General features: G+C 37.5%; 10 protein-coding genes. 5 read left to right on the top strand and 5 right to left on the bottom strand.

The window, feature by feature from the left end; all coding sequences use genetic code 11:
- The first annotated feature begins 134 nt into the window (after positions 1-134).
- The 3 genes from GJU39_RS00770 (at position 135) to GJU39_RS00760 (ending at position 3,013) form a co-directional block, all read left to right on the top strand.
- Positions 135-899, top strand: a complete 765-nt coding sequence (locus GJU39_RS00770; RefSeq protein WP_154278777.1) for an ABC transporter ATP-binding protein — start codon at positions 135-137, stop codon at positions 897-899.
- Positions 900-1,093: 194 nt separating this feature from the next.
- Complete coding sequence (locus tag GJU39_RS00765; RefSeq protein ID WP_154278776.1) at positions 1,094-2,230, top strand: ABC transporter permease; 1,137 nt, start codon at positions 1,094-1,096, stop codon at positions 2,228-2,230.
- A gap of 96 nt (positions 2,231-2,326) precedes the next feature.
- Positions 2,327-3,013: an XAC2610-related protein gene (locus tag GJU39_RS00760; RefSeq protein WP_154278775.1), complete on the top strand. Its 687-nt coding sequence runs from the start codon at positions 2,327-2,329 to the stop codon at positions 3,011-3,013.
- 3 nt (positions 3,014-3,016) lie between these two features.
- On the opposite strand, the gene GJU39_RS00755 is transcribed toward GJU39_RS00760, so the two are convergent.
- The 5 genes from GJU39_RS00755 to kbl form a co-directional block, all read right to left on the bottom strand.
- Positions 3,017-3,592, bottom strand: coding sequence for a TetR/AcrR family transcriptional regulator (locus GJU39_RS00755; protein ID WP_154278774.1), 576 nt, complete (start codon positions 3,590-3,592; stop codon positions 3,017-3,019).
- Positions 3,592-4,002, bottom strand: coding sequence for a Rieske (2Fe-2S) protein (locus tag GJU39_RS00750; RefSeq protein ID WP_154278773.1), 411 nt, complete (start codon positions 4,000-4,002; stop codon positions 3,592-3,594). The genes GJU39_RS00755 and GJU39_RS00750 overlap by 1 nt, the downstream gene beginning before the upstream one ends.
- The gene (gene pheS, locus GJU39_RS00745; RefSeq protein ID WP_154278772.1) at positions 4,002-5,042 is read right to left on the bottom strand and encodes a phenylalanine--tRNA ligase subunit alpha; all 1,041 of its coding nucleotides are present in this window, start codon (positions 5,040-5,042) and stop codon (positions 4,002-4,004) included. The genes GJU39_RS00750 and pheS overlap by 1 nt, the downstream gene beginning before the upstream one ends.
- A 204-nt stretch (positions 5,043-5,246) precedes the next feature.
- A complete protein-coding gene (locus GJU39_RS00740) occupies positions 5,247-7,052 on the bottom strand; it encodes a WG repeat-containing protein (protein ID WP_154278771.1) in 1,806 nt (601 codons plus the stop codon).
- Positions 7,053-7,132: 80 nt separating this feature from the next.
- Positions 7,133-8,320 (bottom strand): glycine C-acetyltransferase, encoded by a 1,188-nt coding sequence (gene kbl, locus GJU39_RS00735; protein ID WP_154278770.1) that lies wholly within the window; start codon positions 8,318-8,320, stop codon positions 7,133-7,135.
- Positions 8,321-8,824: 504 nt separating this feature from the next.
- Here kbl and GJU39_RS00730 point away from each other — a divergent pair.
- Both GJU39_RS00730 and GJU39_RS00725 read left to right on the top strand, forming a co-directional pair.
- Positions 8,825-11,272, top strand: a complete 2,448-nt coding sequence (locus GJU39_RS00730) for a DUF5686 and carboxypeptidase regulatory-like domain-containing protein (protein ID WP_154278769.1) — start codon at positions 8,825-8,827, stop codon at positions 11,270-11,272.
- A 137-nt stretch (positions 11,273-11,409) separates the two neighbouring features.
- Entirely contained in the window at positions 11,410-13,869 is a 2,460-nt protein-coding gene (locus GJU39_RS00725) for a DUF5686 and carboxypeptidase regulatory-like domain-containing protein (RefSeq protein ID WP_154278768.1), read from the top strand.
- The last annotated feature ends 22 nt before the right edge of the window (positions 13,870-13,891 follow it).

Below are 13,891 nucleotides of genomic sequence, written 5' to 3'. Positions count from 1 at the left end.
TAACCTGTAACTTTTTAACCTTCAACTTTAATAAAAATGCGAATCCAACCTGATTCGCATTTTTATTTGATCATATTTCCCTTTTACTGATCAAATTCACGCTCAATTCATTTAAAGCTCCTTATCTTCGTTATATGGAAATAAACAAAGCCATTATCAGCGTTAAAAACCTGGTAAAAAAGTACGATGATTTCATTGCTGTTCAGGATTTAAGTTTTGAAGTTTATGAAAATGAAATCTTCGGTCTTTTAGGTCCAAATGGCGCAGGCAAAACCACTACCCTGGAAATTATCGAAACCTTACGTGATAAAACCTCTGGCGAAATTATTGTAGATGGTTTGTCTGTTGATAAACATGCAAATGCAATCAAGCAAATTATCGGAGTGCAATTGCAGGCTGCAGGTTACTATCCAAATTTAAATCTGATTGAGCTGATTGAACTTTTTGCAGGTTTATACGGCGCTGATATTAAGCCAATGGAAATGCTGGAAAAAGTCAATCTTCAGGATAAAGCCAAAGCAAAATATAAGGCGCTTTCCGGAGGACAAAAACAACGGTTTTCCATCGCGACCACGCTGATTAATCAACCAAAAATTATCTTTCTTGATGAGCCAACCACTGGCTTAGATCCACAGGCAAGGAGAAATTTATGGGATTTAATTGTTCAAATCAGAGATGCCGGAACTACCGTTGTAATCACCACACATTACATGGATGAGGCAGAACAACTTTGCGACCGTGTAGCATTTGTAGAACGCGGGAAAATCATTGCTATAGACACGCCTGATAACCTGATCGACCAATTGGTAAACAGCGGCTTCGAACGAAAAAAGGAAGTTAAAAAAGCGAACCTGGAAGATGTGTTTATCAACCTGACAGGAAAAGAATGGCGGGAGTAACCCCCCGGAGGGGAATTAAAAATCCGGGAGGAGATATAAAAAGTAAACTATTGTGCTTCAATAACTCCTGTCTCCCTGAAGAAGAGCCGAAAGCAAGGGAAATAAAAGGATTAACAAAATAAATAACCAGATTCGCCAATCAACCGGCAGATAATACGCTATTAAACAAGGCGACTAAAATATTAAGACTAGATATGAACGATGGACATTCAAGTTCCCCTTTGGGGGCTGAGGGGGCTAACTCCCCAACCAGAACCGTGCGCTATAGCAACACCAAGGCAACATTAGCACTGGCAAAGGCAAGTTTCCGTTCCATTATGCGAAGCCCTTCTGCAGTGGTTTTTACATTGGCTTTCCCGCTAATCTTTATTTTAGTTTTCGGCTTTCTTGGCAACGGCGGAACACGCATTGATGTGGGAATTACCCCCGGATCGGACATAAACAATCCGGTAGTAAGCATGCTGGGAAAAACAGGCATGATCCGTCTGGTAAAAGACAAATCAAAAGAAGAGTTTGATAAATTACTTGAAAAAGGCAATGTAGATGCTATGGTAGATGTGCACAGAAAGGTAAACACCGCAGCATATTCCGTTAATGTGGTCTACACTTCTGCATCCAGAGATAAAGGAGGTATTTTAAAATCGGTTTTGAATAATCTCTTTTACGATAAAACACTCAAACCCACTGTTGCTGAAATAAAAGAAAGTACCGTTACCGGAAGGGAATATAAAACGATCGATTTTATTTTGCCGGGTCAGCTGGGGTTTTCTTTATTAAGCACCGGTGTTTTTGGTACAGCCTTCGTTTTTCTAAGTTTACGCCAAACACTGGTCATTAAACGTTTCTTCGCTACACCGGTAAAGCGCTCCAGCATTGTAATCGGCGAAGGAATTGCCAGGATAGGTTTCGCCCTGATCGGCGCTTTGTTTATCATCCTCATCGGACATTTTTTCTTTAGCTTTACACTCGTTCATGGTGTCGTCACGGTGATTAACATGCTGCTGCTGGCCACTATGGGAATAATTGTTTTTATGGGTTTTGGCTTTATCATTTCAGGTATTGCAAAAAGCGAAAGCATGGTTCCTCCTATTTCCAACATCGTCACTTTACCACAGTTTCTATTGTCGGGAACGTTCTTCTCTATCGAAGCTTTTCCAACATGGCTGCAACCCATTAGCAGGGCATTACCGTTAACTTACCTAAATGATGCAATGCGAAAAGTAGCTTTTGAGGGAATGGGCCTATGGGATGTGAAATTTCAGATTATGATTTTGCTTATCTGGGGAATTGTGATCTACGCAGTTGCAGTAAAGGTTTTTAAATGGGAATAATGGCTCAGTAATTTTATTATAGCCCGGCCAAATGCCGGCTCAAATCATTAACTTTTTTTAACTTTTTACTTGGACCGAATCAGGTACTTTTGTCTAATGAAAAAACTGTTGATCATTTGTGCGGCCTTATTTGTTTCTTTCAACACATTTGCACAATTCAAATTTCTGTCGAATAACACCTCCAACGAATACAATGCAAAGCTATTTGTTGCCGATTGTAATGATGGACATTGTGAAGGGAAAGCTACGGTGATCCTTTATGACAAAATCTCAGGAGACGACATTCAAACCTTTCATTCCGCCGATCTTGATTTTAACTTAACAGCCAAACAAGATGCAAGAATTGGTTGGATAGATCTTGGCAAATACCAAAGTCCACTAATCCTTGGCGACTTTAATTTTGATGGCTTTGAAGACGTTGCAATTAGAAATGGCAACAATGGAGCCTATGCCAGTCCATCTTATGATGTTTACCTGGCGGGCAAAGACAGAAAATTTATATTGGATAAAAACTTGACTAAACTGGCAGGTGAAAACCTGGGCATGTTCGGTATTGACCGCAAAAAGAAAGAAATAAGTACAGAACAAAAAAGCGGATGCTGCTACCATCAAACAACCAGTTATGCTTTTGATGCTAAGAAAGGCTTAATAGAGGTAGGTTCCGTAATTGAAGATTCTAGTATAGGTGACGATGTAACCGTGATTACTCAACGGTTAATTGGAGGCAAAATGCAGAAGAACGTAAAAAAGTTTAAGGCCAAAGATTATTATGCAGAGCAATAAAGTTTAAAGCGCTGCTTTCACCAAAAACGGCAAAATCTCTTTCTGAAAACTTACAAAATTCTTCCTTACATCTGAATCACTTACAGAAGTAAATGCGAATGAAAATACGATGCTTTTACTTGCTTTCAATAAGAATGCTAAACCTTCTCTTCTGGCCGGGTTATTCTTAAAATTATCCAGTTCCAGGTAGGCAGCAAGCAATAAAGCCTCCAGCTGATCAGATAAATGTTTTAGAAACTCTTGCGAGTTGGCGTTTTCACGAACGAAATCCCATCCGATAAATTCATTGCAGGCAGTGAAAGAAAGTCGGCTGGTTTTCATTACCAAAGCTTTTAAATGTTCTTCTTCAGAACCGTAACTCACTTTATTATTAATGATTTCATGCAGGTTTTGATCCAGATAATCCATTAATATACTATCCAAAACCTGTTCCTTGCTTTCGAAATATTTATATATGGTCGCTTTGGCTATCCGCGCCTTTTTAGCAATCTCGTTTACACTGGTTTTGTGGTAGCCGTATTTTCTAAAAAGCTCTTTGGCAGCTTTTTTTACTGTTTCTTTTATTTTTTCAGCTTCCATTAGTTAGTCACATTTAAGAGCACATTCCCTTGTAAGGAAATATTGTAAATTTTTAGATTTTTCTCTGCAGGGGCTTTTTGTGGAGTGCCATCAAGCAGTAAGAACTTTGCGCCTGAACATGGATCAGTAGCAGTTATACTACCCTCATCAGGAACAATGGCACATTTTTTTTCAGGATTAACAGTACTGCAACGATCGAAAGCTACAAAACCACCTGAGGGTGTTCTGACAATCATCAATCCAGCTACACCCTGATTAGGTACCAAAAGTATCCCGTTTTTTGCCTGCAAACTAAACTGCGTCAGGGTAACATTATAATTAACCACTACTTCTGGCACATAGTTTTCCTGCTTCCCGCAACCGGAAAATAATACAAATACAAATAACAGACTATATAGGTACCGCATCATTAAATTAAGGCCGACTTGAACTGTTTTAAGAAACGTGCGTCGTTTTCAGAGAACAAACGTAAATCCTTAATTACATATTTCAGGTTGGCAATACGCTCAATCCCCATACCGAAAGCAAAACCGCTGTATCTTTTAGCATCAATCCCACAGTTTTCTAAAACATTTGGATCTACCATTCCACAACCTAAAATTTCTACCCAACCGCTGTACTTACATAACTGGCAACCTGCACCTTTACAAATGGTACAAGAAATATCCATTTCTGCTGATGGTTCTGTAAACGGGAAATAAGAAGGACGGAAACGTACTTTTGTGCCTTCGCCATAAAGCTCCTGAACGAAATAAAATAAGGTTTGTTTCAGGTCTGCAAAGGAAACATTTTCATCAACATATAAGCCCTCAATCTGGTGGAAAAAACAATGCGCTCTGGCAGAAATGGCTTCGTTACGGTAAACCCGGCCCGGCATAATGGCCCTGAATGGGGGCTGGCCTTGCTCCATCATGCGCACCTGAACAGATGAGGTATGCGTTCTTAATGCGATATCACCTTTTTCTCCGCCTTTTTTAATGAAGAAAGTATCTTGCATATCTCTTGCAGGATGCTCTTCCGGGAAGTTTAAAGCCGAGAAGTTGTGCCAGTCATCTTCAATTTCTGGCCCTTCTGCAACGGTAAACCCAAGCTTTGCAAAAATTTCTACAATCTCGCGGCGAACGAGTGCCAATGGGTGGCGGGAACCAATCTCAAAACCTTCTCCAGGTAGCGTCAGATCCTGTTCATTCACTGTAGCTTGCGACTGATTGTTCTCGGCAATTTCTTTTAAGGTATTATATTTTGATTCGGCAAGTTGTTTAAATTCATTTAAAACCTTACCCAAAGATTTTTTTTCTTCAATAGAAACAGACTTAAATTCGTCAAAAATTTCTTTTATAACGCCTTTACTTCCTAAGTATTTGATACGAAACTGCTCTAATTCATCTGCTTTTTCAGTTACAAAAGCATTAATTTTCTCGGTGTATTGTGTGATTTTATCCTGCAACATGGGTTCAAATATACGGCAAAATATCGTGAAAATTTACACCTGTCGGGTTCAAAAATTCTGTTTACAATATCACCACAAAAGAAAATGAACTCAAAACAAAAAAAAGCCACATAGATGAGCTTTTGAAAAAAAATTAGAGAAAATGGGAGTATAACTTTATTTAGCAAGATAACTATAGCGAACACTCAAGGCTATGATTAAACCTTAATGCCGATTAAGGTAAGCCTCCATCCTGAACTGAATCTGACGATCAAAAAAAGAATATCCTTCCTGGATATTAACATCCATGTATTGTTGCAAATTAGTTTTACCTGCAGGCAAAACATCAAACTCCCTTATAACATAAATCTCATCATCCTTTAACGCGTAAGCAATTTCACCATCAACAATTGTTTCCAGAATTTCATCGTATTCAATTGCGGTTTCAATTTTTCCGGATAGCGAGATCATGCCCCATTTTCCATTAAGTTTTACAGCAAAAAATCCGGAGTAAATCGGCTTAATATCTTCATAAACAGGCTTTAACAACCAGGCTTCAAAATTCGCAATACTGAAATACAAACCCGCAGCTTTATCTTTTATAACCTTAAAAAAAACATACGGTTCAAATTGAATATCAGCCGGTATTGCCGGTATATAGGATTTCAGTGAACCGGTTAAATAAAGTTTTAAATCGATAATTTGATGATATAAAAATTCTAAAACCAGGTGTTTGCCGTATTTAAACAGTCCATACCTTTTCGCTTTATAAATAAGGATACCGCCCGGATAGGCCTGAACTACCTTCTCATATTCCGTTAACAGAACCTCGTTATTGGTAGTGACCAGTTTATTAACTTCCTGATACTGATGTTTACGAATTTGATATACAAAATTTTCAGCCCCGAAAAGCTGCCACGGGTCGATAAACGCAGGATCAAGATTCCCTAAAAACTTAAAAGTATCACTAAAAATCTGTGGACAATTTTTTCCGTTTTCTTCTACCTGGTAAAACCACCCGGTGCCATTATCCGCAATTTCATGATCAAACTGAAAAGGCAAAATAACAATGCCATCAACATTAATAATTCCGTGTTTCCCGTTTATTTCTGCAGAACAAAACTGATCGTATGGCTGTAAGAGTTTGATGTTATCATAATTGCCAAGAAACTTGATCTGCCCGTTTAATGTAATCAAACCTATCTTTCCACCCTTCTGAACCACTGCATAATCACCCTCGAAATCAAATGCATCATCAAATGAAAGGGCAATCGCCACTTCTCCCGCTTTATTTACATAGCCGAATTGATTATTTTTTACCACAACTGCGAGATCGGTGTTGTAATCAAATTCATAGAAATCATCGTATCCAGGCGAAATTAGTACGTCTCCATTTACAGCCTTTAATCCATATAATCCGTTTTCCTCAAATATTTCTACCTGGCCTGGCGCTTTATGTTCTTGATAGATTACCGCCCAGCCAAAATCAAAAGCACTAAAATTTAACAAGGCGGCAAAGTTGTCAAAGCCTCCTGCCGCACCATTGGTAAAAAGTTTAAAATCGAGCAGGGAGATATCATCTGCCTGGATCACATTATTAATTGCCTGATTGTTTTGTTGCAGGCTGGCCAATAATTGTGATGCCTGATATTTATGGGGTGTATCATCCATATTGAAAACGTCCCAGGCATCAATATGAAGGTAGCGGTTTGGTAAGTTTTCAAGATAATTGAACAATTTTGTTTTGGCTTCAAGAAACTTTCCAGTATCAAGAGCCAATTCTAACGGATGCTTTTCAATGAAATGATAAAACCTTCGGAGGTTTTCAATGCCAGGTTTCAGCTCGTAATATAAACCCCAATAATCCGGATCAGTATGCGTGTTGTAAATATTTTTTCCAACCTCACCTCCTTCGATAAATAAAGCTTGCAGGAGCAAGGGAATTTCGTAATTCCACTCCATCACCATTACATCGCTATCTTCAATTTTAGAAGGTGTGGTAATGTTGTAAATGTTAATGCGGTGTGACATTAATTAGAACTTTTGTGGCATGGGCTATATCGGGAGTATAAAAAAGGAAGCACCAATTTAATACTTCCTTCTGGTATAGTTTAAATTACACCCAATTCTTTACCCACTTGGGTAAAGGCGGCAATAGCTTTATCCAAGTGATGTTGCTCATGTGCGGCGGAAAGCTGAACACGGATCCGGGCTTTACCTTGTGGCACAACCGGATAGAAAAATCCAATCACATAAATTCCTTCTTCCAGCATTTTAGCCGCAAAATTCTGCGCTACCTTTGCATCGTATAACATTACCGGAACAATCGGGTGAAAACCAGGTTTAATATCAAAACCTGCTTCCGTCATTTTCTCGCGGAAGTATTTTGTATTGCTTTCCAGTTTATCTCTAAGCGAAGTAGTTTCACTCAACATATCCAACACCGCAATAGATGCGCCTGCAATAGCCGGAGCCAGGGTATTAGAAAATAAGTACGGACGAGACCGTTGACGTAACATATCGATAATTTCTTTTCTGCCAGATGTAAAACCTCCGGATGCACCACCTAAAGCCTTACCTAAAGTACCTGTGATGATATCAATACGATCCATTACGTTGAAGTGTTCGTGTGTTCCGCGACCGGTTTTACCGATAAAACCAGAACAGTGAGATTCATCAATCATAATCAATGCTTCATATTTATCAGCTAAATCTGCTATTTTATCAAGAGGAGCAACTGATCCATCCATTGAAAAAGCACCATCGGTTACAATGATTCTATGGCGACAATCTTTAGCTGCAATCAGCTGTTTTTCTAAATCTTCCATATCCGCATTTTTATAACGGAACCGCTGTGCTTTGCATAAACGAACGCCATCTATAATGGAGGCGTGGTTTAATTCATCAGATATAATGCCATCTTCAGCATTGAACAAAGGCTCAAAAACACCACCATTCGCATCAAATGCAGCGGCATATAAAATGGTATCTTCTGTACCTAAAAATTTAGATATTTTTGCTTCCAGTTCTTTGTGAACATCTTGTGTGCCACAGATAAACCGTACAGATGACATGCCATAACCGTGATCATCAATTGCTTTTTTTGCAGCTTCAATCACCTTTGGATGAGAAGAAAGACCTAAATAATTATTTGCACAAAAGTTGATCACCTCTGCGCCCCCGCTCACTTTAATATCAGCACCCTGAGGCGTAATAATGATGCGTTCGCGTTTAAACAATCCAGCGTTTTCAATTTCTTCAAGTTCTTTTTGAAGAACAGGTTGTAATGTTTTGTACATGGCTATTTTAATAGTTTAATATGGCTTCAAAGTTATGAAAAAAACGATAGTGTGTGCTTTTTCACTAACGCATATTACAATACTAACAGAACTGTTGCCGAACAGAAAATGCCACTTAAAATCTCTTGGGATTAGACGGTGACAGTAAAGCGCATCGGCTGAAACAACTGTTCATCATAAATTTAAATAAACAAAATGAATCACTTATACTTCTGGTTATCAACCTAACTTAGGTTAAATTGACGGCTGACTTACTGTAATTCTGTTACCTCTTGTAATGGGGCAGTCTGGTCGCCATTAGAAACCGAAGATCAGGTTGATCATTTTCCAGGAGTAAATTACCAAAGTTCCCTTTACGCTATCACCACTTACCGAATTTTATGCTTCCACATTGACTGTTGAAATAATTATCGCTAATTTTTTTCCCATCTTAACAAACTTTAACATTGGAAATCTGTATAGTCTTAAAACTTATTCGATATTTATAGCTTACTAATCATTAATATGTTAAAAATCTACGCACTCATTCTGTTTTGCGGTTTTACTAATTTTGCAGTTGCTCAGCAATATACCATTTCAGGCATAATTCGGGATACGGGCGGACAACCGGTACCTTTTGCGTCTGTTTATCTAAAGAATACCACAAACGGTACATCTGCAAATGTTGAGGGTAAATATTCCATTAAGTTAAAGAAAGGTCAATACACGCTTCGTTTTAGGGCAGTTGGTTATAAACAACAGGAGAGCATCATAAATTTAATTACAGATTTATCTCTGGATGTTAAGCTGTCTTCGGAAAGTTATACATTGGATAACGTAACAATCACAGCCCATGCAGAGGATCCGGCTTATGATTTTATCAGGCAAGCCATCAAAAAAAGGAAGGAACACCTTAATGAAGTAAATGAATTTGCTTGCGATGTTTATATCAAAGGGGTACAAAGATTAAAAGGTGCGCCGAAAAAATTCATGGGAAGAGACATCAAAAAGGTGATGGAATTAGATACCAACAGAAAGGGAATTATCTATCTTTCAGAATCTCAAAGCCAATTTAATTTCCGTCGTCCGAATGATGTTCATGAAGAAATGATTTCCTCCAAAATTGCAGGTAATAACAGTGCATTCAGTTTTAATAAAGCTTCGGATTTAATAATTAACTTTTATGACAATTATCTTCTGGAAAATAAGCTGAGTACCCGGGGATTCATCTCACCAATTGCTGATAATGCATTATTTTACTACAAATATAAACTGCTTGGCGAATCAACAGAAAATGGTGTACTCATTCACAAGATTGAAGTAATCCCGCGTCGCAAGTACGACCCTGTTTTTAGGGGAATAATCTACATCACTGATGAAAGCTGGAGAATTTACAATACCGATTTATACTTAACTAAAAATGCTGGTATTAACTTCATCGATACCTTAAATATTAATCAGCAGTTTACTAAAGTTAAAGATGTTTACATGCCAACCAGTGTGAACTTTCAGTTTAACGGCAATGTTTTAGGCTTTAAATTTGCAGGTTATTTTATTGGTATTTACAGCAATTACAACCTGGAGCCAAAATTCCCTAAAAACTTTTTTAATGGAGAAATCCTGAAGGTTACACAAATGGTTAACAAAAAGGATTCCATGTACTGGAGCAACAATCGCCCCATCCCCTTAACGCCGGATGAAAAGCTGAATTATGTTAAAAAAGATAGCATAGCGAAGCTTAAAGAATCCAAAAAATATCTCGATTCGCTTGAACGAGACAATAACAACTTTAGCGTAGGAAAGTTATTAATGCGGGGCCACACGATTAACGACCGTTACGACAAAGAATATTATTCGTTTGATGCCATCCGAAGATCTATTTTCTATAATACTGTTGAAGGCCTTGTGCTCCGGTATGGTGTAACCTATCGAAAAGAGCTGAAAAACAATGTTTCTTATAACATCAGACCAGAAGTGAGGTACGGGTTTGCTAATAAAAAATTAACAGGTAGTTTAACCGGAAATTACTTTTATAATCCAATAAAAAGGGCCAGCATAGGTGCTTCATTTGGAAATGGTATTTTCGACCTTAATAATCTAGGTTCGATGACTGCTATTGGCAACACCATCAACTCACTCCTGTATGAAAAGAACTTTGCAAAGTATTATGAGAAGAGTTTTGTGAACATTAACAGCAGCAGAGAACTTGCTACAGGTTTACAGGCGAGTGTGGCAGTTGACTACAGTAGAAATCATTATTTAACGAATAGTACGGATTTTAAATTCTTTGATAATAAAGAACGTGAATTTACATCGAATAACCCGTTCAGCCCGAACGTGGAAACCCCTTTATTTCCAACATATACATCGGTAAGCGCAACCGCAAGTTTAACTTACGCCATCGGACAACAGTACATTACCCGGCCTGATGGTAAATTTTATACCGAATCGAAATTCCCAAAAATCACTGTACTTTATAAAAAAGGTTTCAATGGTGTGTTGGGAAGTGATATCGATTACGACTTTGTAAAAGCAGAAGTTCAGCAAGAGAGAATTGGATCTGGCCTATGGGGTTATACCTCGTTTATGGCCGGTGCGGGTATGTTTTTAAACAACAGTAAAATGTATTTCCCGGAGTACAAACATTTCTCGGGTAACATTTCAACCATTTTCCCACCTAACATCAGAAAATTTCAATTCCTGGATTTTTATCAGTTCAGCACCAATAAAGAATATTTCGAGGCACACCTTGAGCATAATTTTGCCGGCTTCTTCACCAATAAAATTCCATTATTGCGTAAATTAAAGTTACAGGAATTTGTGGGCGGGAACTACCTTACCCAACCTGATAAGAAAAATTATAAGGAGTTCTATTTCGGATTGGAACGTTTGATTTTAAGAGCAAGCTATGGCTTTTCATATGATGGAAGCCACAAAATTAATCAAGGTTTCAGAATAAGCTACGGTTTTTAAATAGCATCAGCTTGTTGCAATGATCATTACCAAAAGCATTCTTCATAAAATTTAACCATTAATCTGAATACTAAAATTTAAGCGCTTATTAAAGTAAAATTCTTACTATATTTCCTGACAAAGATTTGACATACGGGATGAAGTTATTTTTAAAGCTGCTCTTACTGGCTTTTTTAGGGGGATTTAATGCGCAGGGACAACAATTATTTACATTAACAGGTAAAGTTACGGATGGCAAAGGTATACCGGTTCCCTTTGTTACCATATATGTTAACACCACAACAAAAGGTACTTCCTCCAATATAGAAGGAAATTATAAGTTAAACCTTCCGCCCGGTAAAACGGATTTACTTTTTACCGCTGTGGGTTTTGAGTCTAAACTATTAAGCACTACTTTATTTGATAACAAATCCCTAAACATCGAACTCACATCAAAGGTATTCACTTTAAATGACGTGGTTATTGGACGCAATAATAAAGAACAGAATACTGCAGACGAAATTATTAGAAAAGCCATTAAAAACAGAGAAATTTATCTGAATGAAGTTGAAGCTTTTACCTGTGATGTTTATACCAAGGGCGTGCAGAAATTGCTTTCCTCACCTAAGAAATTTTTTGGCCGTGATGTTAGTAAGATTTTAGACTTAGATGATAAAGGACAGGGTATCATTTACCTTTCTGAAACGGTATCTAAACTGGATTTTCAGCGGGAAAATAAGATTAAAGAAGTGATGGTCTCTTCAAAAGTGGCCGGTAATGATAACGGATTCAGTTTTAATAAAGCATCAGACTTAACCATTAACTTTTATCAAAATGTAGTATTAGAAGATAAGCTGAATGTGAGGGGCTTTATTTCGCCCATTGCTGATAATGCTTTTTCATATTACCGTTTTAAATTACTGGGCACCAACCAGGATGAAGATGGGCAAACCATTAGTAAAATAGAGGTTAAACCCAAGAGGATCAACGACCCGGCATTTACGGGAGAAATTTATATCTCAAACGGCAGCTGGCGGTTAAATTCAGTAAATTTATACCTGACTAAAAAATCAGGAATTGAATTTATAGATACCTTAAACATTAAGCAACAACTTGTTTTAATCAATAAAATAGCTGTTCCATCCTCTGTTCAATTCGATTTGAAGGGTAAAGTGATGGGCTTTAAATTTTCTGGTTATGCAGTGGGTGTTTACAAAAACTATAATGTAGAACCTGCCTTTAACAAACATTTTTTCAGCAATGAAATTTTGCGGATAAATGCCTCATCCAATAAAAAAGATTCCTTATACTGGGTCAAATCCAGACCTGTACCCCTTACCTTTGAAGAAACCGAAAATTACACAAAAAAAGATAGTGTAAGCCGGCTAAAATCTTCTAAAAAATATCTGGATTCTGTTGATAACGTCAAAAACAAATTCAATCTTACCCAAATACTCATTACGCCTTACGTATATTATAACCGTTATAATAAAAAAAGTATCACTTACGATCCTCTTTACAAAAGTATAATGTACAATACCATCGAAGGGATAGCCCTGCGATATGCGGTTTCACTTCGACAGGGCTTTAACGACGGACGCTATTATTCGGTTAGGCCGGAGGTGCGCTATGGCTTTGGTAACAAACATTTTAATGGCAATGTACAGGCAAAATATTTTTACGACCCAATTAAAAATGGGATGATCAGCTTTGGTTTTGGAACAGAGGTAGCCAACCTAAATTCACTAAAACAAGCCAATCTTTTCCGCAACAGCATTAATGCACTGGTATTTGGAAGGAATATTTCGAAGTTTTACGAAAGGCGTTACCTGAACATCCAGGCCAGTCGCGAATTTGCACCAAGTTTTGAGCTTAAAATTACGGCAGACTATGCTGAACGGGAAGCGCTGTTAAATTCAAATTATCTATCTTTCCGTAAAACAAATGATTTTACAGCAAACGATCCGTTTCATCCTACAGATAACGAAAGTCTTCTTTTCCCGAAACATACTGGCTTTATCATAAGCGGAACGCTTGCTTATACTATTGCGCAAAAATACATTACCCGCCCTGACGGACGATTTTATATAGAAAGTAAATATCCCCGACTTGAAATCACCTACAAAAAAGGAATTCCCAATTTTTTTAATTCCGACGTAAATTATGATTTCTTATCTGCAGAAATTTTTCAGAAAGATTTCCATTTTTTACTGCTCGGAAAATCTTCTTTGCTCATCGGCGCCGGAAAATTCTTAAATGCCAAGCAATTGTATTATCCAGACTGGAAACACTTCAGGGCAAACCGTTCATTAATCTTTGATGCAGATGTAAGGAATTTTCACTTTTTAGATTTTTATCTTTTCAGTACCACTAAACAATATTTCGAAGCGCATTATCAACATAATTTTGGTTCGTTCTTTATTAGTAAAATACCACTTCTGCGGAGATTAAAAGTGGAGGAAATTATTGGCGGCGCCTACCTTACCTCACCTGAAAAAAGAAACTACAGTGAATTTTATTTTGGCATTAAAAGATTAAATTTCAGAATTGATTATGGCTATGCTTTCGATTCGAATAAAAGAATAGAAAAAGGTTTTAAATTATCTTATGAGTTTTAAAGATTAATTTAATCAGTAGATT

The organism is Pedobacter petrophilus, assembly GCF_009674725.1.
GTDB classification, from domain to species: Bacteria; Bacteroidota; Bacteroidia; order Sphingobacteriales; family Sphingobacteriaceae; genus Pedobacter; species Pedobacter petrophilus.
The sequence above is the reverse complement of the archived record's forward strand: the minus strand, read 5'-3'. Positions and strand labels throughout refer to the sequence as shown.

Coding starts and splice junctions, on each gene's coding strand:
- GJU39_RS00770 (WP_154278777.1), top strand. CDS start 135: ATGGAAATAAACAAAGCCATTATCAGCGTTAAAAACCTGGTAAAAAAG.
- GJU39_RS00765 (WP_154278776.1), top strand. CDS start 1,094: ATGAACGATGGACATTCAAGTTCCCCTTTGGGGGCTGAGGGGGCTAAC.
- GJU39_RS00760 (WP_154278775.1), top strand. CDS start 2,327: ATGAAAAAACTGTTGATCATTTGTGCGGCCTTATTTGTTTCTTTCAAC.
- GJU39_RS00755 (WP_154278774.1), bottom strand. CDS start 3,592: ATGGAAGCTGAAAAAATAAAAGAAACAGTAAAAAAAGCTGCCAAAGAG.
- GJU39_RS00750 (WP_154278773.1), bottom strand. CDS start 4,002: ATGATGCGGTACCTATATAGTCTGTTATTTGTATTTGTATTATTTTCC.
- pheS (WP_154278772.1), bottom strand. CDS start 5,042: ATGTTGCAGGATAAAATCACACAATACACCGAGAAAATTAATGCTTTT.
- GJU39_RS00740 (WP_154278771.1), bottom strand. CDS start 7,052: ATGTCACACCGCATTAACATTTACAACATTACCACACCTTCTAAAATT.
- kbl (WP_154278770.1), bottom strand. CDS start 8,320: ATGTACAAAACATTACAACCTGTTCTTCAAAAAGAACTTGAAGAAATT.
- GJU39_RS00730 (WP_154278769.1), top strand. CDS start 8,825: ATGTTAAAAATCTACGCACTCATTCTGTTTTGCGGTTTTACTAATTTT.
- GJU39_RS00725 (WP_154278768.1), top strand. CDS start 11,410: ATGAAGTTATTTTTAAAGCTGCTCTTACTGGCTTTTTTAGGGGGATTT.